This window comes from Desulfovulcanus sp., assembly GCF_982781345.1.
Map to the genome: position 1 here is coordinate 1 of NZ_CEYAEZ010000026.1, position 23,336 is coordinate 23,336.

The 23,336-nt window shown below is 42.7% G+C and carries 22 protein-coding genes, 1 tRNA gene and 1 other RNA gene; 4 read left to right on the forward strand and 20 right to left on the reverse strand.

Going from position 1 to position 23,336, the window contains the following annotated elements; genetic code table 11:
- Window positions 1-500 precede the first annotated feature (500 nt).
- Window positions 501-4,088, reverse strand: coding sequence for an exodeoxyribonuclease V subunit beta (gene recB, locus AC3WVG_RS05785; RefSeq protein WP_488797221.1), 3,588 nt, complete (start codon window positions 4,086-4,088; stop codon window positions 501-503).
- A 6-nt stretch (window positions 4,089-4,094) separates the two neighbouring features.
- Entirely contained in the window at window positions 4,095-5,258 is a 1,164-nt protein-coding gene (locus AC3WVG_RS05790) for a pyridoxal phosphate-dependent aminotransferase (RefSeq protein WP_488797222.1), read from the reverse strand.
- A 222-nt stretch (window positions 5,259-5,480) separates the two neighbouring features.
- Between AC3WVG_RS05790 and AC3WVG_RS05795 the strand changes: the two genes are divergently transcribed.
- A complete protein-coding gene (locus AC3WVG_RS05795; protein WP_488797223.1) occupies window positions 5,481-6,320 on the forward strand; it encodes a M23 family metallopeptidase in 840 nt (279 codons plus the stop codon).
- Between the two features lie 21 nt (window positions 6,321-6,341).
- On the forward strand, window positions 6,342-8,252 hold the full coding sequence (selB, locus tag AC3WVG_RS05800) for a selenocysteine-specific translation elongation factor (RefSeq protein ID WP_488797224.1): 1,911 nt from the start codon (window positions 6,342-6,344) through the stop codon (window positions 8,250-8,252).
- A 100-nt stretch (window positions 8,253-8,352) separates the two neighbouring features.
- Here the strand turns inward: selB and cysS are convergent, their stop codons facing one another.
- The 7 genes from cysS to AC3WVG_RS05835 form a co-directional block, all read right to left on the reverse strand.
- A complete protein-coding gene (cysS, locus tag AC3WVG_RS05805; RefSeq protein WP_488797225.1) occupies window positions 8,353-9,810 on the reverse strand; it encodes a cysteine--tRNA ligase in 1,458 nt (485 codons plus the stop codon).
- Window positions 9,811-9,873: 63 nt separating this feature from the next.
- The gene (ispD, locus tag AC3WVG_RS05810; protein ID WP_488797226.1) at window positions 9,874-11,076 is read right to left on the reverse strand and encodes a 2-C-methyl-D-erythritol 4-phosphate cytidylyltransferase; all 1,203 of its coding nucleotides are present in this window, start codon (window positions 11,074-11,076) and stop codon (window positions 9,874-9,876) included.
- A 128-nt stretch (window positions 11,077-11,204) separates the two neighbouring features.
- Window positions 11,205-11,676, reverse strand: an RNA gene (gene rnpB, locus AC3WVG_RS05815) — RNase P RNA component class A.
- Between the two features lie 152 nt (window positions 11,677-11,828).
- The gene (locus AC3WVG_RS05820) at window positions 11,829-12,563 is read right to left on the reverse strand and encodes a zinc ribbon domain-containing protein (RefSeq protein WP_488797227.1); all 735 of its coding nucleotides are present in this window, start codon (window positions 12,561-12,563) and stop codon (window positions 11,829-11,831) included.
- Between the two features lie 35 nt (window positions 12,564-12,598).
- Window positions 12,599-13,378 (reverse strand): Nif3-like dinuclear metal center hexameric protein, encoded by a 780-nt coding sequence (locus AC3WVG_RS05825; protein WP_488797228.1) that lies wholly within the window; start codon window positions 13,376-13,378, stop codon window positions 12,599-12,601.
- Window positions 13,379-13,498: 120 nt separating this feature from the next.
- Window positions 13,499-13,574: transfer RNA gene (locus tag AC3WVG_RS05830), tRNA-Ile, on the reverse strand.
- Window positions 13,575-13,712: 138 nt separating this feature from the next.
- Complete coding sequence (locus AC3WVG_RS05835; RefSeq protein ID WP_488797229.1) at window positions 13,713-14,612, reverse strand: NAD(P)/FAD-dependent oxidoreductase; 900 nt, start codon at window positions 14,610-14,612, stop codon at window positions 13,713-13,715.
- 187 nt (window positions 14,613-14,799) lie between these two features.
- Here AC3WVG_RS05835 and AC3WVG_RS05840 point away from each other — a divergent pair, with 187 nt between their 5' ends.
- Window positions 14,800-15,036 (forward strand): hypothetical protein, encoded by a 237-nt coding sequence (locus tag AC3WVG_RS05840; protein WP_488797230.1) that lies wholly within the window; start codon window positions 14,800-14,802, stop codon window positions 15,034-15,036.
- A 13-nt stretch (window positions 15,037-15,049) separates the two neighbouring features.
- Here AC3WVG_RS05840 and AC3WVG_RS05845 read toward each other — a convergent pair whose 3' ends face one another.
- The gene (locus AC3WVG_RS05845; RefSeq protein WP_488797231.1) at window positions 15,050-15,556 is read right to left on the reverse strand and encodes a 2-thiouracil desulfurase family protein; all 507 of its coding nucleotides are present in this window, start codon (window positions 15,554-15,556) and stop codon (window positions 15,050-15,052) included.
- Between the two features lie 122 nt (window positions 15,557-15,678).
- On the opposite strand from AC3WVG_RS05845, the gene ispG reads away from it, so the two are divergent.
- Window positions 15,679-16,755, forward strand: a complete 1,077-nt coding sequence (gene ispG / locus AC3WVG_RS05850) for a flavodoxin-dependent (E)-4-hydroxy-3-methylbut-2-enyl-diphosphate synthase (protein WP_488797232.1) — start codon at window positions 15,679-15,681, stop codon at window positions 16,753-16,755.
- Window positions 16,756-16,868: 113 nt separating this feature from the next.
- On the opposite strand, the gene AC3WVG_RS05855 is transcribed toward ispG, so the two are convergent.
- The 10 genes from AC3WVG_RS05855 to AC3WVG_RS05900 all read right to left on the reverse strand — a co-directional run bounded on the left by AC3WVG_RS05855 (window position 16,869) and on the right by AC3WVG_RS05900 (window position 23,330).
- Complete coding sequence (locus AC3WVG_RS05855) at window positions 16,869-17,825, reverse strand: chemotaxis protein (protein WP_488797233.1); 957 nt, start codon at window positions 17,823-17,825, stop codon at window positions 16,869-16,871.
- An 8-nt stretch (window positions 17,826-17,833) separates the two neighbouring features.
- Entirely contained in the window at window positions 17,834-18,694 is an 861-nt protein-coding gene (gene ispH / locus AC3WVG_RS05860) for a 4-hydroxy-3-methylbut-2-enyl diphosphate reductase (RefSeq protein WP_488797234.1), read from the reverse strand.
- A gap of 28 nt (window positions 18,695-18,722) precedes the next feature.
- Window positions 18,723-19,715, reverse strand: coding sequence for a tRNA dihydrouridine synthase (locus AC3WVG_RS05865; RefSeq protein WP_488797235.1), 993 nt, complete (start codon window positions 19,713-19,715; stop codon window positions 18,723-18,725).
- Window positions 19,708-19,956 (reverse strand): hypothetical protein, encoded by a 249-nt coding sequence (locus tag AC3WVG_RS05870; protein ID WP_488797236.1) that lies wholly within the window; start codon window positions 19,954-19,956, stop codon window positions 19,708-19,710. Before AC3WVG_RS05870 ends, AC3WVG_RS05865 begins: the two co-directional genes overlap by 8 nt.
- A 117-nt stretch (window positions 19,957-20,073) precedes the next feature.
- Complete coding sequence (locus tag AC3WVG_RS05875; protein WP_252381546.1) at window positions 20,074-20,343, reverse strand: lipid-A-disaccharide synthase N-terminal domain-containing protein; 270 nt, start codon at window positions 20,341-20,343, stop codon at window positions 20,074-20,076.
- A 3-nt stretch (window positions 20,344-20,346) separates the two neighbouring features.
- Complete coding sequence (locus AC3WVG_RS05880) at window positions 20,347-21,084, reverse strand: glycosyltransferase family 2 protein (protein WP_488797237.1); 738 nt, start codon at window positions 21,082-21,084, stop codon at window positions 20,347-20,349.
- A 28-nt stretch (window positions 21,085-21,112) separates the two neighbouring features.
- Complete coding sequence (locus tag AC3WVG_RS05885) at window positions 21,113-21,529, reverse strand: hypothetical protein (protein ID WP_488797238.1); 417 nt, start codon at window positions 21,527-21,529, stop codon at window positions 21,113-21,115.
- Window positions 21,530-21,743: 214 nt separating this feature from the next.
- Complete coding sequence (locus AC3WVG_RS05890; RefSeq protein WP_488797239.1) at window positions 21,744-22,067, reverse strand: hypothetical protein; 324 nt, start codon at window positions 22,065-22,067, stop codon at window positions 21,744-21,746.
- Entirely contained in the window at window positions 22,067-22,774 is a 708-nt protein-coding gene (locus AC3WVG_RS05895) for a flagellar basal body-associated FliL family protein (RefSeq protein ID WP_488797240.1), read from the reverse strand. Before AC3WVG_RS05895 ends, AC3WVG_RS05890 begins: the two co-directional genes overlap by 1 nt.
- Window positions 22,775-22,946: 172 nt before the next feature.
- Window positions 22,947-23,330 carry a chemotaxis response regulator CheY gene (locus AC3WVG_RS05900; protein ID WP_252381541.1) on the reverse strand — a complete coding sequence of 128 codons (384 nt, stop codon included), beginning with the start codon at window positions 23,328-23,330 and terminating at the stop codon, window positions 22,947-22,949.
- Between the last annotated feature and the right edge of the window lie 6 nt (window positions 23,331-23,336).

The window sequence follows — 23,336 nt, forward strand, 5'->3', positions numbered from 1 at the left end:
CAAGATGTGTTACCCAACCCGTTTGTAATGCATTTCAGAAAATGCACTCTTCAATAGTGTAGTAATTTGAGGATGTTAATCGTGTCAGAAAGTTGAGATATTTAATTTGAAGTCCTCGCAGGGCTTCAAAAATTCGAAATCCGAATATCGAAATTCGGAACAGATCCAAATTGTCTAATTGTCGAATGACAAAGACATTAACTCTGAGTGAACTTCAGTCACTTAATCATTTGTCATTCTGAGGGCGAAGCCCGAAGAATCTCATTGGGTTGAGATGCATCGCTGCGCTCAACATGACAGGAGGTCAGATTGTATCCTGGCCATAGGTAGAGATTCAACTGTCCGGGTTTCTTTTCAGGTTTTCAGGATTGTTTTCTTCAATGCTAACAAAGAGTTGGATACATCTAATGCATTTCAGAAAACAATCCTGAAAACCACATGTTAGATGGTCCCAAAAGTTGATTTTTTGAGTTATTGGATAAAGTACGAATGGGGTTGGATTAACTTCGTGATACCTGGAAAAATTCACTTAACGCGGCAATAAATTGTTCTTCCGGTCTATCAAAAAACACTCCGTATCCGGGAGAACTTTCGTTTATTCCGCGTAAGAATACATAAAATATTCCGCCAAATTGGTCATAAGTAAAGCCTGGCATGCGGGATTTAAGATGTTTAATCAGGGCTACAGTATACAGATGATACTGGAGAAAATAATAGTGCTCTTTTATCACCCGGGCCAGATTTTTTGGGGCATAGTCTTCTAATTCAGCGCCCAGGTAATTTGATTTCCAGTCTAAAAGATAAAATTTATTCTCATGGGTAAAGACCAGGTCGATATAACCTTTTAGAAATCCATGCGTGGTCTGAAAATCAAGGTCTTTAACAGACTGAAAAAAGTCATGGGGAAAACTGAATGCCCATTGCTGATAGAGCTGCTGCAAGGTTTCGGCCTCAAGCCCCTTTAATGGGAGATAAAATTCCATCTCTGCTATCCGTTCATTTAAACCAACATCTTTTAAATTCAGGCCAGGCTTTAGTTGCAGTGTGGCCACCCGTTGCATTAAGTCTCGTATGACCTTTTCCCATTCCCTGGCAAAACCAAATTTATCAAGTTGACCAGGGATTACATCCTCGATGTCTTTCGGGTGTTTAAAATCCAGTTGTTCAAGGAGTTCGTGAAGCAGGTTGCCTGTTTTTGGGCCGGGTTCCAGGGTAAAGATATTTTTTTCGTCCGGTGTGGCTACTTGGGGCAAAAAGCCAGGGTAAAAAGGTTCATCAAACTCTGTTTTCTGGACATAAATGGATTTGGTTAAAGAGGTAAAGCTGGTTATGGACCATGTTTTATCCAGGTGGCGGGTGAAATTAAGGGCGGACAATTCTTCATCTTCATCCTCAAATCCGGAATAGCGACAGCGGGGGGCAAGTTCAGACTCGCCCAGGGATGAAATCTCTATGCAGCCCTCGCTTGCATGGGCTAATTCTTCCAAATCTTTTTTTATGTCCTCGAAATTTAATTTTTTAAAACGTTCTTCTGCCTGGCTCAGGATAGAATGGCTATCGTCAGCCTGAGGTAGATGAAAAATATAGGCCGGGGCTGAGGTGTCTGCATCCTTAACTTTACCCCAGGTAAGATAACATCTGTGCCTGGCCCGGGTCAGGGCAACATACATGAGGCGCAAATTTTCTCCTAAAATTTCTTTTTCCGCCACAATCTTTTTGGTTTTTAATTCTTTTGAGCCCAGGTCCAGGACAAGGTGGCCATCATCACCATGATAAAATATCTGTTCGTCTTTTATTCTGGAGCCGGCATGTAAAAAGGGGCAGAAAACAATGGGAAATTCCAGCCCCTTGCTTTTGTGAATAGTAATAATTTTAACGGCCTGCCTGTCGCTTTCCAGTCTTAAAGGGTGCTCCTCCCTGTCGCTACCGCTATTATTTTGCATCATATTTCTAAGCCACATCAGAAGGCCAGCCATTCTGACAGAATTCTCGCGCTCGTACTGGTGCAAAAGTTCTATAAGCTGCATATAGTTGGTCAGCTTCCTTTCTCCCAGGGACAGGCTCAGAACTCTCTGCCTAGTGGTTTCGCTCAACATAAGGTGATTCAAGGCTGCAATTATTCCTTTGGTTTGCCATTTTTGATGCAGTGTATAAAATTTTTGCACCCATGCTTCCCACTGTTCGTTATCCTGTTCGAGTTTTTTTAGGTCCGCACTTGTCAGGCCCAAAAAAGGCGTGGCCAAAGCAGTGAGGATATAGTTGTCATTGGTCCAATTGGAGATGGCTCTTAGCAGGAGATAGATTTCTCTGGCCTCGTCTGTGGTAAAGATATTACCAGTATTGTAGATAACACAGGGGATGTGCAGTCTTTTTAGTTCTTCTAAAACAGTCTGGGCCTGGTGGTGGGTACGAACAAGAACGGCAATATCTTCGGGCTGGACCGGTTTTTGCCCGATAAGGGCCTTATTCTTTTGGCCGGCCAAAAGAAGCCGCAGTATTTCACAAGCTGTGTGCCGGGCCAGAACCGGCTCAAGGTTGCTCGCTGCCAACTCTTCCTTTGTCTGATTCAGGTCTTTGGGGGAGGCGAGATAAACAACTAAATTGGCGTTGTATTTTTCTTCGGTGAATTTTTCCTGTTTTTTGGGAGCAGGCTTTACTTCTGTATACTTGATTCGCGCATCGGCAAAAGGGTTTTTGTGTCTTTTAAAAACAGTGTTTATGGCCTGAACAAGGCCGGGCTCTGAGCGCCAGTTGGTATCCAAGGTGTAGGTATGCGTACACTTCTCTCGTGCCTTGAGATAGGCAAAGACATCGGCTCCGCGAAAACTGTAAATGGCCTGTTTAGGGTCGCCAATGAGAAACAGGATATAACCCGGGCAGTTAAAAAGCGTGGAAAAAATAGCGTACTGCAGGGGATCAGTATCCTGGAACTCATCAATAAGCACGGCCCGGTATTTTTGGCGCAGGCAGGAAGTTAGCCTGAGGCCTGCCGGCCCGCTCAAAGCCGCGTGCACATGTGTTAGAAGATCACCAAACCCCAGGACATTTTTTTTGGCTTTTCTGCTTTCAAGTTCTTGAAAGACAAAGCGCAGGAATTTTTCTTTCAGGCTGCGCCTGGCCAGGGTATAATTTTTTATAAGCTTTTCATTTATATCCTTTAGGCGCTCACAAGAATCAAAAAGGATGTCTTGTGGAGGCTCATGATTTTTTTTGGTCTTGGCAGTGAGATGTGAGGTGGTAAAGAGGTGAAATTTATCCGGGAGCTGCGCGTCCGGCCACTTTTTGTGCAGGAAAGCACTCAATTTATCCAGGTAATCTGTCAATTTGTCAGGGCGATAGATATTTTTGGGCAGGGCTTTGGTGTTTAGAAAAAGATCTCTGATTTTATCTTCTCTTTCATCCCAGAGCCTCTTTAGTTCACTGAAGGCCTGCACATATTCCTGTTCAACGGACTCAAGATCGGGAGCAGGTTCATCAGGAACAATTTTCAGGTTTGGATGATTTAGGGACTGTTTGGCCAGGGCACATAAACTGTGCGGGGTAATGGGTTTTAAGCCCTTGCCCGGATTTTGTAAAAAATGAAGATAGACGGGGGAAAGCCCCAGAATATTTTGTCGCCAGAAATCATAGACTATTTCCTGGATTAAGGGATCTTCATCTGTAATGATTTCGGCCTGGAACAAGGCGTTACTTACAAAGGAGAAGTCTGCTAGCACCCGCTGACAAAAGCCGTGGATAGTATAAATAGCAGCCAGGTCAAAATTATGCACGGCACTGGTGAGTTTTTGAATGGTCTTTTCTCTGTTTTCTTGGTGTTCCGCAAATAGTTTTTTGAGCAGAGTGTCTTCCGGGGGGCTGTTTTGGATGAACATGTGCAGGGCCTGGCTTAAGCGGGAGCGTACGCGGTCTCTTAGCTCTTCTGTAGCAGCTACTGTATAGGTGATGACCAGAATCTGATCTACACGCAAATCCTTTTCCAGGATGAGGCGTAAAAAAAGACTTTCAATGGTGTAGGTCTTTCCTGTGCCGGCAGCAGCTTCAATGAGATTTATGCCTGAAAGCTCAGGCCAGAGGATGGATTCAGACATGCTTTGTTAAAACCTGCGTAGATATTCACCTAATTTGTCCATGGCCTTGGCTATGTTGTCCATGGAATTGGCGTAGGAAAAGCGCAAGTACCCTTCAGCTCCGGGGCCAAAATCAATGCCGGGGGTGACTCCCACTCCGGCTTTATACAGGATATCCAGGGCCAGTTTTAATGAACTTCCGCCGAACTTTTGGGCCAGGTGCCGGGCATTAACCAGGATATAAAAAGCACCAGACGGTTCACAAATTATTTTAAAGCCCAAGTTCCGTAAGGCACCGAGCATAAATCTTCTCCGTTTATCAAATGTCTGGCGCATCTTTTCCACATCTTCACCTGCCTTGCTCAAGGCAGCAATCCCTGCCCATTGAGCCATGGAATTGGCGGAAATAAAAAAGTTCTGGCACAGCTTGCGCAGCGGCACAATGTATTCATGTGGGGCAATTATATAACCCAGCCTCCAACCGGTCATGGCGTATAGTTTGGAAAAGCCATTGAGCACGAAACACTGGTCTGTATATTCCAGGGCAGAGTGCTCCTGGCCGGCATAGACCAGGCCGTGGTAGATTTCATCAGAGATAATCCACAGCCCCTTTTCCCGGCAAAAGGCTGCTATGTCCTGCAAATTTTGCGCAGAAAGTAGAGTGCCGGTAGGGTTAGATGGGGAATTAATAACTATGGCTTTGACCTGGCTGTCCACATAATCTGCCAAGATTTCGGCTTTTAATTGAAAACCATCCTCTTCTCTGATGGGCACGCGCACTGTGCTTGCGCCTGAAAAATGAATAAAGTTGGGATAGCAGGCATAAGCAGGATCAGAAATGATTACCTTATCGCCTTCATTTAAGAGCAGAGAAAAGACCAGCAGCATGCCTGGCGAGGTGCCCTGGGTAACAAAAATCTGCTCCGGGTCTAAAGAAACCTGATATTTTTCCTGGTAGGACCTGCATATGGCCTCGCGCAGCTCAATGATTCCCTGGCTGTGCGTGTAATGAGTCTGGTCGTTTTTTAAGGCCAGGTTGGCTGCCTCTTTTATGCATGCAGGAGTGGCAAAATCAGGCTCACCCACCTCCAGATGGATAATTTCCTTGCCTTGCTTTTCCAGAGCATGAGCCTTTTCCAGAATATCCATAACCAAGAAAGAGGTGATTTTGTTTAAATTTTTCGGGTTCATAATAATGCTGAATGTTTAATGTTAAATGTTGAATTATTTTAGATGGTTATGTTGTATAGTTTTAATCAGATCAATGCATCGACTATGTCCAGTACGCCTGGTCATTGAATCTTGAAGAATACATTTTGCCTGAGTTGCTTGAAGTTTTTGCTATTGCTGAATACATGTTATTTATTTAAATTACCGTAGAAAAACAATGAACGCAATGGGTGGAGAAACAGGATGAAAGCATTGGTTTATTTGCTGCTTATTATTCACGGTTCACTTTACTTATCTTACGCTCATGCCATAGAAGTTAATGTCCCGGATGTAGTTGATCAGGGCAGCCCTTTTTGGGCCGAAATCAGAGTCAATAAAGACGTTCAGAGTATAAAGATAACCTGGCTTAAAAAGAGCTTTTTTTTGCCAACGAGATATAAAAAACAGCAGGTTCTTTTGGGAGCTGGCTTAAAATGTAGCGGCAAAAATTTACTTTTTGTGAACACTGGTTATGGCGGTAAAGTGGAAAAGTGGATTTTTGTGCGTAGAAAGGATTTTCCCGTCCAGCATCTTCGTCTACCCAAAAAGATGGTTACTCCTGATAAAAAGGCCTTGAGTCGCATATATGCCGAAAAAGAATTAATAAACGGTACGTTACAAAAAATAACGCCAACCAGGTATTTAAAACTTCCTTTTGTTTGGCCTGTCAGGAGCCGCATTTTATCAACATTTGGTTTGCGCAGATTCCTGAACAATCAACCTCGTTCCTCCCATCGGGGCATAGATCTACGTGCCGGATTAAATTCTCCGGTCAGGGCATTTAATTCCGGACAGGTGGCTCTGACCGGAGAATTTTACTTTGGCGGTAAGACTGTGATTATTGATCATGGCCTGGGAGTCTATTCCATTTATATGCACCTAAATAAAATCAAGGTAAAAAAAGGTCAGGTGGTGGCCAAGGCACAGGTTATTGGTTTGGCCGGGAAAACCGGCCGGGCAACTGGACCTCATCTTCATTTTGGTTTATCCGTTCTGGGCGAGTTGGTTGATCCTAAGCCACTTTTAAGTTTAAAAAAATCATAATTTAAAAATAGAGGAGAAAATATGCCAGTTATCATGGGCACTGCTGGCCATATTGATCATGGCAAGACAACCTTGATCAAGGCCTTGACTGGTATTGATTGCGATCGCCTGTCCGAGGAGAAAAAAAGGGGTATAACCATTGAGCTTGGTTTTGCCTTTATGGATCTGGATAAAGATCTGCGTTTAGGGATTATTGATGTGCCCGGTCATGAGCGCTTTGTGAAGAATATGGTTTCTGGTGCGGCTGGTATTGACTTTGTTCTTTTGGTTATCGCTGCTGATGAAGGGGTGATGCCCCAGACAAGAGAACATTTAGAGATATGTACATTGCTTGGCATTGAAACAGGAATAGTGGCCTTGACCAAAGTGGATATGGTCGATGAAGAGTGGCTGGAGCTGGTGAAAGAAGATGTTAGCGAGTTTTTAAAGAATACTTTTTTAAAGGACGCGAAGGTGATTCCTGTCTCTGCCCATACGGGCGCAGGGCTTGAACAACTAACCGCAGCTATAAAAGAGCTGGCCAATTCTTTTAAACCAAAGAGGAGATCAGATCTTTTTCGACTGCCCATTGACCGGGTATTTACCATGCGCGGTCATGGTACGGTTATTACCGGGACTACCATTTCGGGCAAGCTCAAAGTGGGCGATGAGATCATGGTCTATCCTGAAATGTTGCAGTCCCGTGTAAAATCCATCCAGGTGCATGGTGAGCAGAGGCAGGAGAGCCTGGCCGGGATGCGCACGGCAGTCAACTTGCACAGCCTGGAAGTGGATGAGCTGGAAAGGGGTTTTGTCTTGGCCCATGCACATACCTTGTTTCCAAGTAATGTTTGGGACCTGGAGTTAATTTATCTCCCTTCCGCAACCAGACCTTTGAAGCACAGGACAGAAGTACATTTTCATCATGGGGCCAAGGAAGTCATGGCCAGGATATATCTGTTGGATAGGGATAAGGTGGAGCCGGGAGAAAAGTGTATTTGCCAGGTCCGTTTTGAGCGTCCCATGTGCGGAGTTTATGGGGATAGGTGTGTGCTGCGCTCGTTTTCTCCTCTAAGGACAATTGCAGGAGCCAGGATTATCAATCCTTTGGCTGGGAAGGTTAAGCGCCGTTCAGAAGAAATAAAGGTGCTGGAAAAATTGGCCACAAGTGAGGGGCAGGAGCTTTTGGCTGTTCAACTTGATCGGGCTGGAATAGAGGGCTTGAGTTTTGCCTGTTTGCGCATTCTGACTGATATGGAAAGCAAGGATTTGGAAAAGGCCTTGCAAGTCATGGGCGGGCGCCAGGAAGTGTTTTTAGTTGATAAAGAAAAGCGCATTTATGTTGGGGGAGAGATAGTCAAGGGCCTGGAAGAGGATTTATTAAATTTCGTACATGAGTTTCATCGTGCAAATCCTCTGCGTCAGGGCATATCCCGGGGCGAACTGGCCTCCCAGTGGGGAAAAAATTTATCCGATAGGCTGTTCCATTTTCTCGTCGAACGCTTGATCAGGCAGAAAAAAATTGTCAGTGAACAGGAGACGTTAAGACTGCCAGGACACAAGGTTTCTCTGGCCAAGGATCAGGAAAAACTAAAACAAAAGATTGTAGATATCTATAAAAAGGCTGGCCTCAAGCCTCCAACAGTAAAGAAACTCCTGGAAGAGCTTAAACTCACTTTTAAAGAGGCTGGGTCTGTTCTTAATCTTCTGCAAAAAGAGAATATTCTAGTCAAAATCAACGAAGACTTTTATTTTGCCAACTCTGCTGTTGACGAGTTGAAAAGCAAAATTATTGCTTATTTTGAGAAAAATGACGAGATGGGGCCAGTGGATTTTAAAAACTTAACCGGATTGTCCAGAAAATTTGCCATTCCGCTTCTTGAATTTATGGACAAAGAAAAGTTGACCATTCGCGTTGGAGACAAGAGAAGGCTTAGAAAGGCAGGAAAATAGGAAGTTGAGAAGATAAGAAGATGGGAAGTTAGGAGATTGGGAAGTTGGTGGTAGGGGCAGGCCTCCCACCTGCCTCTACTACTCACTGTTCACCATTCTACTAAACTATATCCCAAACCGGTCCGGCAGGGGTATCCTTGACCTCTATGCCCATGTTGCTGAGCTCTTCTCTGACCTTATCCGCCAGGGCGAAATCTTTGGCTTTTCTGGCTTCTTGTCTTTTCTGAACCAGTTCATTGACCTGGTTCGGGTCAATATTTTTGCGTCTTAACTTGATGTCCCTTAAGTCCTTTAGAAAAGTGACGCTCTCCTGAGTGAACAGGCCTAGGATATTGCCCCATTTGTCCAGGATATTTAAGATTTGCTGGCAAAGTTCTTTGGTTTGCTCGCTTTTGCGCCAGGATTTGTTTTCCAAAACCCTGCCAGCCAGGCGGATGGTATTAAAAATATATCCCAAAGCCTTGGCCGTGTTTAAATCATCATCCATGGCCTCTTGCCATTTTTGTTCCAGATTTTTTAGTTCGGTAAAGATTTCTTCCGGAAGTTTGGTTTTACTCCACTTGGTACTTTCGAGCTTGTTTTCTAACAATTCTTTGGCGGTATAGATCCTTTTTAAGGCCTTTTCTGCTTCATCCAGGGCGTCTGCAGAGTAGTCCAGTGGACTGCGATAGTGTTTGGTTAAAAGAAAGAACCTGAGCACTTCAGGTAGGTAATTGGCCAGTATATCTCGAATGGTCACAAAATTGCCCAGGGATTTAGACATCTTTTGAGCGCTTATTTGAACGAAACCGTTATGCACCCAATAACGAACAAACTCTTGATCATATGCGGCTTCACTCTGGGCCCGTTCATTTTCGTGATGCGGAAAGGCGAGATCCTGACCACCGCCATGGATATCAAAGGGTTGATTCAGATATTTTGCGCTCATGGCAGAACATTCCAGGTGCCAGCCAGGACGTCCTTCTCCCCAAGGGCTATCCCACTTAGGCTCACCTGGTTTGGCTGCTTTCCACAGGGCGAAGTCCAGAGGATCTTCCTTCTCTTCGCCAGGATTTATGCGTGCACCAGCCTGGAGCTCTTCGATGTTGCGACCAGATAAGCGACCATAGTCTTTAAACTTGCGCACTCGAAAATAGACATCTCCGGATTTTGTTCTATAGGCGTAACCTTTTTCCTCCAGCACCTGAATTAAGTCTATCATCTCCTGAATATGCTCTGTGGCCCTGGGTTCAATATCCGCTCTCAAGATATTTAGTTTATCCATGTCTTCATAAAAGGCCTGGATATATTTCTCGGCAACTTGCTCAGTTGTCAGTCCTTCTTTTTGGGCCCTTTTAATTATTTTATCGTCTATGTCTGTAAAGTTGCGTACAAATTTAACTTTATATCCTAGAGACCTTAAATACCGAACCAGAACATCGAAGACTACTGCGGAGCGAGCATGGCCAATATGACAATAATCATAGGCTGTAATCCCGCAGACATACATGTGCACGGTGTTGTTGTTCAGAGGCACAAACTCTTGTTTTTTTCTAGCAATTGTATTGTATAGATACATTTTTAAGTGTTGGTGTTAGTGTTGGTGATGGTTAGTTAAGTATCTTTTCCTTCCTATGGTTTCCTAATTTCCTGTCTTTCCAATTTCCTCTTTAATTGCTGTAACCACAGCAATGGCTTTTATGCCTTTTTTAGAGCCGGTAAAACCAAGTCCTTCTTCGGTAGTGGCTTTGACATTGATTTGATCAGGCCGAAGCCCTGTTAGACCGGCAATATTTTTTTTGATCTGTTTTTTGTAAGGAGCAAGTTTGGGTACCTGAGCAACTATGGTCAAGTCAATATGCGTGAGCCTAAGATTTTGTTTCTGGGCCATGTGCAGGGCTTCAGTCAGGAAAACAGAACTGCTTTGCCCTTCATGCTGTGGATCAGAGTCAGGAAAATGTTCGCCAATATCGCCTGCACCTAAACAGCCCAATATGGCGTCTGTTAAGGCATGGTAGAGGACATCACCGTCAGAGTGGGCAAAAACAGTTGGTCCACCAGGGATTGGAACTCCGGCCAGAATCATTGGCCGGGGTCCGCCATAGCGATGGACATCATAACCAAATCCAACACAGGGAACAGGAGTAGGGGTATTTTCCGTGAGCATATCCAGATCTTCTTTGGTAGTAATTTTTATATTTTTTTCTTCGCCCGGGATGACCCGTATGGATAATCCCAGGTTTTCGACCATGCTTGCATCATCAGTAGCAGTAAAATTTTCTTTCCGGGCCTTTTCATGGGCTTTGATTAGAGTATCTTTAGGGAAGAATTGGGGGGTCTGCACTGCCATCAACTGTTTTCGATCCAAAGTTTTAAGAACCAGGTTTTGCGAAACTTTTTTTATGGTATCTTTGCAGGCAAGTCCCGGGATCACACCGCCTAAATCCGGAGCAAAACTCTCGATTAAATTGACTACAAGTTTTGCTGAAAAAAAGGGGCGGGCAGCATCATGAACCAGTACATAGTCACATTCTTGAGGTAGATTTTTCAGACCATTATAGACAGAATCTTGTCTGAGCTCCCCACCTGGTACTGGATAAAAGGGAATGCCAAGAGGTTTTTTCTTCTTTAATTCTTTAGTGAGATTTTGGGCATAAGTGACGTCTTCAGGGGGAAAAGTGCATATTATCCCCTTAATTTCCGGGATCTTAGCAAATTTTAACGCACTATGCCAGAAAAGGGGATAGCCTTTCCAGGAAAGAAATTGTTTTTTTTGTGCAATTCCTTGTTTTTGCAGGCGGGAACTTTGACCAGCAGCAAGGAGGATGACCCAGATCGAGTTCATTTAGAGTTTAGTGTTTTTTTGCTGTGTTGCTATATTTTTATGTGTAATCAAGACAAGAATGACGCAACTGCAAAAAGTAGAACTTTTTGCAGTTGCGTCAGAAATAACTTTACACCTTGTATTTTTTATAATGGAGTCGGACGATAAGCCGGGTTCTGTCTCTGGCTTACCTGAAAACTCAGGCTAACCAGATGGCTATCATTCCTCTAGGACAGAGATTTCTCTCTGCCTCAAGCGACCTACCCGAAGGCATCGACCGGGCCAGTCTCAAGCGCCTTCCTATTTGGTCTTGCTCCGGACGGGGTTTGCCTAGCTTACTGCGTCACCGCAGTAACTGGTGGGCTCTTACCCCACCTTTTCACCCTTACCCTGCACCCACTTTGTACGCGGTAAATTGGACTGCTCTAAAAAACTTTTAGCTCTTCGTTTTACCGTTCACAAAGTGGGTGCAGGGCGGTCTGTTTCTGTGGCACTTTCCTGGGGTCACCCCCACTGGGCGTTACCCAGCGTCCTGCCCTGTGGAGCCCGGACTTTCCTCCCCGCACCCACTTTGTACGCGGTAAGTTGAATTGCTTTAAAGAACTTTCCCTAATCAACTTTCTTTTCATAACATAAACTTACCGTGTACAAAGTGGGTGCGGGGCGATAGCCTGTCCAACTCCTGAAATTATATAATAATCATTTTTTTTCTTATGGCAAGATATTAAGGGCAACTAGATGATAGGCGAGATAACCTTTTTAGCCAGTAGTCACTAATCTTCATTTTTTTTAGGGGAAAAGTGCTCTTCCCAATATATAAGGCGCTGGCAGTTTGGGCAGCTTAGGATCTGTTCACCTTTTTGTAATTCAATAAAAGTTTGAGGAGGTATACTGATAAAACAACCGTTGCACACTCCGTTAGTTACAGAGACTATTACCGGATTGTTCAGGCGTTCGCGGATGAAATTGTATCTGGAGAGGATAGGAGCTGGCACTTTGGTACAGGCCTTTTTTCTGCTTTCTTCCAATTCCTGGATGCGAGCATTAATTTTTTTCAGTTCACTATCCAAGGATGATTGTTGTTCAACGATTTCTTCGTCCAAGGAGGTTATTTCCTCTGTAAGATGCTCGTACACAGATTGTTGGGCCTGGAGATCTTCCAAAAGATTGCTTAATTCTTCTTCCCTGAGGCGATTTAATTTTTCCAGGTTGTCCAATTCGCGCATCATGGCATGATATTCTCTAGCGTTTTCCACCATCATTAATTTATTTTTGCTTTTTCGAATCCTATTTGCATCTTCTTCAATATCGTGTTCCAGCTTGCCTTTTTGTTCTTTTAAAATGCTCAGCTTTTCTTTAATCTGGCTCTTTTGTTCTTTGAGTGTGTTGAATTTATCTCTTAACTCTTCAAGATGTTTTGGTGCCTCAACTAGTTGTTCTTTGAGTACAAGGAGCTCGGAGTCTAGTCCCTGTAACTCAACCAATTTTTTAATTTGTTCAATGTACATGTGTATATGCCTCCTCACTAATTTTGTAGTTTGCTTTAGCTATAAAAAGGATCTTTACCTGGAATAAAGAAGATTTCCAGGTCAAGTTTATTTTTTAGTTCTTTGTACCAGTAGTACATCATTTTTTCTTCTAAAATAAAGTGTCCTACATCAATGGCGAAACCTTGTTCGATAATTTCCAGGGCTTGATGATATTTAATATCCCCGGTTATAAAAATGTCAGCCCCCAAAGAGAACGCTCTGCTAGCCAGCTCAGCTCCTGAACCAGGACAATAAGCTATCTTTTCAACTTGTTGTGGCTTGTTTCCGATTAAACGCCATTTTTGTTCAGGGAGTATCGCTTGTAATCCGATCAGGAACGTTTGGGTTGATACAGCCTCTGGGAGGGAACCAATACAGCCAAAACCAAAGGTTTTTTGCGTTGTATCCACAGACATTGGGGCGAGCACTTTCATTTCTCTGAGCGCCAATTTCGCGCCTAGCCAGTTGACTGGACCATCCGGGTTGGCATCCAGAGAGGTATGCGCAGAATAGAGCCAGGTTTCAGCCTTTAAAAGCTTACTTAAAATGGAGTGAAAGGGGTCTAAGCGATTTGGAAGCCGCGGTTTTAATGTCAGAGGATGATGACAGAGAATAAAATCAGCATCCTGATCCAGAGCTGTGTTTATAATCTCTAGGTTTGGCTCAAGGGCAAGGGCAAGTTTTTTTATATTCTTTTTTTTCCCTGCTATTTGCACACCACTATTATCCCAATCCGCGGCCAGGGAAAGAGGAGCTGTTTGTTCAATCAGATTAATAAGATGTTGGTAATGCATTGTTCAGAATAAAAAAAGGTGCTCCCATTGGTTTTAAGGAAGCACCTTTTAGTATAACTTGCCTCAAAATAGGCTGTGCTGATTGCTGGAATGATTTGAACAGCAAATTATCTCCTTTAGTGGTGGGCCTACCAGGATTCGAACCTGGGACCATCCGGTTATGAGCCGGGGGCTCTGCCAACTGAGCTATAGGCCCAAGATAAGCAAAAGAAGGCTGTTAGTTTTTTTATGGTTTGTTGTCAATATTTTTTTTATAAATTGAAGTTTTTAATTTGTGTTTGGGCAAAAAGTTCGTGGCGGATTACATCATCTTTTTTTCATAGCCTATAACAAATCAGGAATTGCGATTTAATCTCTTGACATAATTAATTGCTGAACGGGCGGCTATAGCTCCCTCCCCGACAGCTACACTAATCTGTAAAAAACGACCCACGCAGTCCCCAGCAGCAAATACACCAGGCACATTTGTTTTTTGTTCGGCATCAGCTTCAATAAATACTCCCTTGCGAGTGATACCCAGGGTGTAAGCGAAATCCAGAGAGGAAGCTTCTCCCATAGCAACAAACAAACCATCGACTTCTTCTTTTTCTCCATCGCTATAAACTACGCGTTCTAAAAAATCCTTTCCTTCGAGATAGTCAATTTTTTTCTCAATGACGGGAATATCTAATTTTTTTAACCTCTCCTTAAACTCTTCAGTCATGGTTATTTTTTTATTTTGGGTACAAATTTTTACATGTGGTGTGTATTCCTTGAGTTCAATGGCTTGATTGGCCGCAAAAATACCTTCGCCCAGGACCATGACCTTTTTGTTCCGGTAAAAGAAGCCATCGCAGCTGACACAATAAGATACTCCTTTGCCCTCATAGTCAGAAAGGTTTTTAATTCCTGGTTTGATTCTGGATACGCCTGTTGCCAGGATTACTGCTTTGGCCAGCACTTCTCCTTTTTCAGTCTTGACTTTAAATAGTCCATCCTCTTGCTGATAAATACTTAGGACCTTTTCACAGCGGATTTTGGCTCCAAATTTTTGGGCCTGCTTCTGGCCTAATTCGATTAATTTTTTGCCTGAAATCGTTTCCGGAAAACCAAAATAATTGTCTATATCATAATCGCCCGCTACTTTCGGGGCGCATCCCAGGATCAAGGTATTCAATCCTGCCCTAGAAGTGTAAATGGCCGCAGAAAGGCCAGCCGGACCTTTACCAACGATGAGTACGTCAACTATTTCCATACCAGACTCCTTTGTTCCGTCAGAAGTCTTGACTCACGCTTGACTTCTGAATGTTTGATCATTGAAACTAGGTAAGACACAATATTTGAGAGAACAACAATAATGTTTCTTGAACAATAGTCAATGCCTGCTTAAACTCTTCCTGTAGTGTGATGCTGAGCGGGTGTTTTTTTTAAAAGAGTTGATTATGCTCACTATTAGATGTTCAGCTTGTAAACAAAAACTTTGGAAGTATAAAAAAGTAGGTCCTGGAGAAGTTTTGCGTTGTCACAAGACCAGGATAACCAGGATTTATGCTTACAAATTAGATGGGGAGAAAATCAAGTGTCCCTGCGGACAGGTCATTGGCATTGATAAAGGCAGATATTTTAAAATGATCAGAAAAGCATTTACTTATACCGGGACCAAAGACCACAAATTGTAAGGCAGGTTACGTGCTACTTGGTTGAAAACATACGGCCAATAAACATTTCCCAAAATCCGGGTTCATAGAAGCTGGCCTCATCCACAACAGGGACATGGGGAAAGCGCTGCATGAACATCCTGGCCCAGAGGCCTGCGCCCACGCCTATAGGCTGGTTGTGGTCTCCATAGATTTTAATTTTGGCTAGTCCACAACTCGGTGATTTGCTTTTAAAGATATAAGCGCTAACATTTTGTCTTGCCAATACCTTTAGTTTTTTCCTGGCCCAGTCGTTCATTTTTTGGGTATGATCGGTCCTGGTTGTAATAGTCATTAGCCGTGGATTGTTGAGTTTACCCATTAGTCGCATAGGTTCTCTAGGTATTGGCAAACCGCATTCTACTTCCGGACAAATAGGGATAAAATTCACAAAAGGACCAAGTTTCTCGCGGATGATGGGTTCCAGCTTATGCCCGCCGTCATAGCGCACATTTTCCCCCAGTAGGCAAGCACTTACTGCTAATTTGATCTTACTTGACATAGTTGTGTTTGTTTCCGGCTTTTGTTATTCAATAGGATAGTGAATTTCAAGATTCAAGAGCGGAGGCTTGAATCCCTTCTGAGCAGATAATCATCTAACATCAATTAGCAATCAAACACTAAATGATTTTACGAAAAAGAACAAAGGAAGTAAAAATCGGCTCTGTAGGTGTTGGCGGTGATAACCCTGTTCGGGTTCAAAGCATGACCAACACGGATACGAGAGATGTGGCTGCCACCCTGAGTCAAATTAATGTCCTGGCAGGGGCCGGATGCGAAATAGTTCGTCTGGCTGTACTAAATGAACAGGCAGCAAATGTTTTGTCTGAAATTAGAGCCAAATCTCCTGTCCCTTTGATAGCGGACATCCATTTTGATCATCGCCTGGCCATTAGGGCAATTGAGGCTGGGATGGATGGGCTGCGTATTAATCCCGGTAATATTGGGGGAGAGGACAAGGTTGACCTGGTGGTTAGTGCAGCGAAAATGCATAATGTTCCTATTCGTATTGGTGTCAATAGTGGGTCTATTGAAAAGGATCTTTTAGAGAAGTGGGGCGGGCCTGTTCCAGAGGCTATGGTTGAAAGTGCTTTAAGACATGTTGGGATGCTGGAAAAAAGGAATTTTGAGTTAATAAAAATTTCTTTAAAGTCTTCCTCTGTTTTAAATACCATCAGGGCATATGAGCTTTTGGCACAAAAAGTCGATTACCCTTTGCATATTGGCGTGACCGAAGCCGGGACAATGATGCGTGGAACTGTAAAATCTGCAGTGGGTCTGGGTATTTTGCTCTTTAAAGGTATTGGAGATACCTTAAGGGTATCTTTAACTGCTGATCCGGTTCAGGAAGTTGGGGTAGCCTGGGAGATCTTGCGCTCTTTAGGTCTTAGGGCCAGGGGGCCGGAAATAATCTCGTGCCCGACTTGCGGACGAACAGAGATTAATCTCATTGATCTTGCTCAGGCAGTGGAAGATAAATTAAAAAATATAGACCAGGTTTTTACCGTTGCAGTTATGGGGTGTGTTGTCAATGGACCTGGAGAGGCCAAAGAGGCCGATATTGGTATAGCTGGTGGGCGCGATTGTGGAATTATTTTTGCGAAAGGCAAAGTAGTCAAAAAGGTACGTGGCCAGGAGAACCTTATCCCTGCCTTTATGCAGGAACTGGATAATTTTTTACATAGAAGATTAAAGGGCTAAGAGAGCAAAAGGTAACCTAGCGTCTGGGAGTCGTGAGTCCAGGAGTCGAGGGCTAGGACTCTCAGAACAGAAGTGTAAAGTTTTACCCACTAAACTACTCAACTACTCACCCACTACTTGCCACCCTCTGTCTTTTCAATCAATGCTTTGGCTCGTATGGCCAGTTCACTCACTTCTGGTTTTGAAATTTGATCATCTGCACCCACTGATTCACCCTTATGCTTTATTCTTTCAGTGATCAGGGAAGAGAATAAGAGCACTGGCAGGGTGCTTAACTCTGGATCTTGCTTAATCTTTTTAGTTAGGGTCAGGCCGTCCATTGCTGGCATCTCAATATCTGAGACCACAATCTGGACAAGATCATTAATGCGCTTGTTCTGGGCTTGGGCCTGTTTTTTGAGCTCCTGTAATTTTTCCCATGCTTGCAAACCATTACTAGCCTTGATTACCTTAAAATTGGCTTGTTCCAGAAGATTGGCAAGCATCTCCAGGATAGTGTCGGAATCATCAGCCACCAGAGCTGTATAGTTGTCATCCAGGCGTACATCTAAGTTTTTATCGAAATTAAGAGCTGTATTTGGGTTTAATTCAGCCACAATTTTTTCTAGGTCGATTAAAAAGGTGATCCTGTTCTCAAGTTTAACTACTCCAGTAATGCTATTAGAGCTGAATTGTGCCACATAATTACTGGGCGGCTCCACATCCTCCCAGCTTAAGCGGTGTATCCTGGTCACTCCTGACACTAAGAATCCATTAACGACTTTATTGAACTCGGTTACGATAACATTGGCGTTTTCATCGAGAATTCTGTTTTTGCCCAGCCAGAGGCTTAAGTCCACTAGAGGAATGATAGAGGAACGTAAGTTAAAAGCGCCCAGAACTGCTGGATGAGGGACTTCCGGCAATTCTGTGATTTTTGGTTTCTTAATGATTTTCAAGACCTTGGCTACATTGATTCCATAATAGCCTGTATATACTTCATCATGTCCGGGGATTTGCTCGTGGATAAAAAATTCCACAATTTCCAGTTCATTGGTTCCGGATTCCAAAAGAATATTGGTCTGATACATTTTTCCCTCTAAGCTAAGGATTTTAAAGTATTATAAACATCTTGGATAATAAAGTCAGGGGTTGATGCCCCTGCAGTTAATCCAATTTTTGAATATTTGGCAAGGTCTGGAAGATGTAGTTCTTCTTTGGTTTCAATATGCACGCAAGGAACTCCCTGTTCTTGAGCTACTTTGGACAGTCTTCTGGTGTTGCCACTATTTTTTCCGCCTACAACAATCATAAAATCGACTTGGCGTGCAATTTGTAGTGCTTCCTCCTGTCTATTCTTGGTGGCATCGCAAATGGTGTCTAGGACGTCGAGGTTAGGATCAATTTTTTCTTGGACAAATTGTTTAATCTCATAGAAGTGTTCTCTATCCTGGGTAGTCTGAGCAGCCAAAAAATAATGTTCACTGGGATCCAGGTTCAACTTCTGTAAGTTTTTAAGACTGTCGAAAACGTATGTTTTACCCAGGGCATAGCTTATGAGTCCTCTGACCTCAGGGTGATCAGGTTCTCCATAAAGCAGTAAATGAGTCGATGGTGAACTGTGTTTCTGAATAAGAATCTGAGCCTTTTTGACTTTGGGACAGGTAGCGTTGATAATCTCTACCTGGCCTTGGCGCAATCTGTTCTCCGTTTCTAAAGGTATGCCATGGGCCCGGATAATAACCACGCTTTCGTGTGGCTGGAGCTGGTCAATATCTTTAATTATGTTTACGCCTAAACGAGCGTATTTTTCTAATACTTGGGGGTTATGGATAATTGGACCTAAAGTATAGATGTTTTTCCCCCGGTGTTTATCCAGAGCCTGGTCTAATTTGCGCAATGCCAGGCTGACTCCCATGCAAAAACCAGCAGTGCTTGCAAGAATAATTTCTTTAGTCATATCTCCTTATTCCCTTAAAGTGATAGACTCAGGCATAGCCTAATAAACGCAGACGGTTTAAAATTTCTTCTAAATGGCTCCATGAAGAACAGTGTGTTAGTTCATTACGCAAAAACCTTGCCCCTGGCAAATCCCGGATCATTTTCGGTACCAAAGTCCTCATTTTTAAAAGGGCCCGCGGTGATGAATCTATTTTTTGATATAACCTGGCCATTTTTAGGATCATGGCCGCCAAAAAATGACCGTCTTTGGGAGGCGCTTTTTGGTTTTCTATCAGGCACGTGTATCGCAGAAAAATTGATGGGTCATACAGGGCCCCTCTGGCAAACATTATTCCATCGATTCCAGTGAGTTCCAGGCAATTTAGCCCATCTTGGGCCGTAAACAGGTCTCCGCTGCCGATTATAGGTATCTTTACCGTAGCTTTTAGTTTTTTCAAGGCCAGCCAATCTGCCTGGCCAGAAAATCCCTGTTTTGCAAATCTGGGATGCAAGGTGATCCAGCCGGCTCCTATGGATTCCAGTCTACGGGCCAGGTCTATGTACACCGGTTCGTTTTTTGACCACCCCAAGCGCAGTTTTACTCCTACACATCCGGGAGGGGCTAACTTAACCATTTCTTTGACGATGCTAACTAAAAGATCTGGAGTTTTTAACAGGGCTGCACCAGAGCCGGTTTTGACCACTTTTTTTACTGAACAACCACAATTAAGATCAAAATATTTAAAACCCTGTTCAAGTAGATTTTCAGTTGCCCGGGCCAGAGTATCTGGTTCAGAGCCATAAAGCTGCACCACAAGCGGATTATCCTGGGGACAGGTACGCAAGATTTCAATTGTCCCCTGGCTGCGGTACAAGAGGCCTTTGGCGCTGACCATTTCCGTACAGGCTACCTGGCAGCCAAACTCGCGGCATAAAAGGCGAAAAGGTAAGTCTGAAAAGCCAGCCAGGGGAGCCAGCCAAGGGGTAGAAGGACGAATGGGAAGGTCGGACAAAATAGTAGTCGAATTTTGATTAGACAATAATATTTAGTCCTCTATGTTTGAGTTCTTTGGGGTTTACTTCCTTTAAAACTATTTGGGGATAGAGTTTTTCTACCACAAAAAAAAGTTCTGTGCCTTCAGGATAACGGGCATTCATTCTGGCAAGGAGTTTAAAGTCCTGGATTTGAACCCAGGCTTGATATGGGTTTTTGAAATTTAGTATTGTGCCCGATACTATATCTCCGGGTTGAAAGCGTTGTCTGAACCTGATTGAGTCCATTTATGAGTTTGTTGTGTTTGTTGGATTGAATGGCAAAGGAACGAAGATGAAAAGGTTATCTTATTCTCGTACCTTACGCCGTTCACTAAACTATCAATTATCAGACATTGAAGCATGTTACTGTTTTTCTTTTTTTTCTTTGTAAATAAGGTAGAGATTACGGCTGTAAATGAGTAGCCCTGTGGACTGACCGAGAATAAAAACCGGATCTTTACGGTAGATGGCATAGGCTAATAAGAGTACGGCTCCACCCATACTAAAATACCAAAAATAAACAGGCATGACGCTCTTTTTGGCCCGCTCACTGGCAATCCACTGGACCAGAAACCGGGCTGAAAAGAGTAGTTGAGCAAAGAGCCCGATTCCAAGCCAAATTTTTTCTTCCATTTATTAATCCAAAGAGCTCGTTTTAATTTTTGGGTTCACGCTGCGAATACGCATCCATAATACAGCCAGGGTATCCATGAGACCTACCCAAAGTCTATTGCTGATGCCGTATTTGGTCTGACCGAATTGTCTGGGTCGATGGTTGACAGGGATTTCCAAAATTTTTGTGTACCCATTTATACGTACCAGAGTAGGAAGAAATCTATGCATCCCTCTGAATAAAAAGATATCCTGGACGCATTCCCGCTTGAATGCCCGGATAGAACAGCCGACATCTTTTATGTTATCTTTGGTTATAAGATTTCTAAAACCATTGCCGATTTTGGACGATATTTTGCGGATCAAGCTGTCCTGTCGGTTCTTACGCCAACCATTAACCATGTGGGCGTTGTGTTCGAGCAAACATTTAACCAGACGGGGGATATCATTTGGGTCGTTTTGGCCGTCACCATCAAGTGTGACAAGGATTTCTCCTTTAGCCTGTTTAAAGCCGATAAACATGGCCGCTGACTGACCGTAATTTTGGTCCAGTTGAATAAATTTATGTCTTTTGTCTTTTTGATGCAGTTCCTTGAGCCGTGATAAACTGTCATCCACAGACCCATCATCAACCCATAGGCATTCCCAGGTCCAATCAGTGGAAGATATGGCGCTAGTCACTTCTTGGCCCAATCTGAAAATATTATCTTCTTCATCTTTTACTGGGATGATCACGCTTAGATTTATATTTGTCTTCTCCATGGACTTAAATCCTTAAATAGAAAACCAGTTACTTGTCAGAATCAACAATAAGCTCAATTTCATCTTTGGTTAGGCCAGTGGTCCTGGCCAGTTCTTCAATTGATTGTCCGGAACGGTATCCAGCGATGATAATTTGTTTTAAAAAAAAGGGAGACTTGGTAAATCTTTCTGCCTCTTTGACTAATTTTGATAACTCTTTAGCCCTGGTCTCTAATTTTTCTTCCAATAAAATAAGCTCCTTTTGCCTCTGATTAAAACTGGCCACCAATTCCTGTTCTAACTGGGCGTTAAAGGATAACTTTTCCACAAATTCATGCTGTTTTTTTTGCAGCTCAGCAAGCAGTGCTTCTGATTTTCTCAAGCGGAGGAAAAAAAATAGTACCAAAACCAAGAGGATGATTTCAATAATGCTAGAGAATAAAATTGTCCATTGAAAATATGACATTTTTAAAGTGCCTAAAGTTGGAAAAGTCCTGAGTGCCTGTGGCCAAACCTTTTTATCAACTTAAGTCCCAAGGTTTATTCAAATCTTGGTTTCTTTCATGCTGGTACAAAGACTTGGTCTAAGGCTTGCTTGCAGGCAGAGCATAATGGGATATTTTGGGCAAACAAAAATTTTTCAACGTGCAAGACGGATCGCGATAGACTAAACAAAGGCTTCATACTTTGATATTAATCAAGTGTCCGGAACCGGATACTTGGAATTCAGATTCTTCTATTTCTTGTTTTTTTTCTTTTTGTTCACGATCTCTGGTCGTAAAATTTTGTTGCTTTTTTTTGTTTTGTTTATCTTCTTTGATTTGGATTTCAGTATCGGTTTTCTCTGTTTTTGGAACCTTGTCTTTTTCCTTTTTTTGTTTTTGGATCACCAAATCGGCAGTAAAGGCCTGCTGAGCTTCAGGATGAGCCTGAACTGCATTTTGCAATTTTTGAATTTGCGGTGTTTGAGAGAAAATGACCGGTAGGTCAATAGGATTTACCATTATTTAAGCACATATTCCTCAATAAGAATGTTTTTCAATTGGCCATTATTTAAATATTGGTTGACTACTGACAGTATGTCTTTTTTTAACCGCTCTACATTCTTTTTATTGTTTAAGAATATAAAATTTTTGTTTCGTAAGTAGTAATATACTGCATCTCTCAATATAATAGTTTTACGTTTGACCTCCCATTCCAACTTGGAGTCAGTGGTGGAAAAAGATAGTTTGCAGTATAGAAATTTAGTTTGCCCGTTAAAAGTAAGTTCGACCCAAAACGGTTCAAAGGGAATAACTATCTCTTCCGGAGGAGGCGGCGGAGGGGGAGAAGGTTCTGCTTTCTGAACCTGTGGTTTTTGTGATTCAGGAGGAGGTGGAGAGGGCTTTAAAAAAAGAAAATAAACACCAACAGCAATTAAAGCAATTACTCCTGCTAGAGCTATAAAAAACCATTTTTTTTTCCAAAATGGTGTTGGAACAGGAACCTGATCTTCTGGTTTTTCTTCAGACTCTTCAGAAACTCCTTTTTTTTCGTCCTCTTTCTCTTCCTCTTCTCCCTCCTTTTCTTCCTCTAAAAAAGGAGCGTCATCCAGATCCAGTTCGACTTTTTGTGTTCCCTTGTCGATAGTCAATTCTGACGTATCAAGTTTAACCTTTTCTTCAGTGTTATTCTGGTTGGATTCTTCTGGATCAGGAACTATAAATAGCATATATATTTATTGGGGCTATATATCTCAGATAAACAATAAAGACTATTTGACTACGCATTAGCGAAAGCCGAGGGCAGGTAAAACAGTAAGAATTTTTAAGTATACTGATAAACTGATGTTAGACTTACTTGCCCTCGGTAAGTTATAAAAATGGCGAGCTTGCACTTTTTAATCACTTTTCAAAAATCTTTTCGATTTTTTTACCTAACGTTTCCGCAGTAAATGGTTTAACTATATAATTAGATACCTTAGCTTGAACGGCTTCTATGATATTTTCCTGTTGAGCTTCAGCGGTGACCATTAAAAAAGGAAGGTCTGCAAATTCTTCACTAGCCCTTACTTTTCGCAGAAGCTCGATGCCGGTCATTTTGGGCATGTTCCAATCGCTAATAATGAAATCTATTCTGTCCTTATTTAAAATTTCCCAGGCAGTAGTACCATCATCCGCCTCAACAATATTATTGTAGCCTAGCTGCCGCAAAATGTTTTTAATTATTCTACGCATTGTTGAAAAATCGTCTACCACTAAAATGCGCATATTTTTATCGATAGCCATGACCTC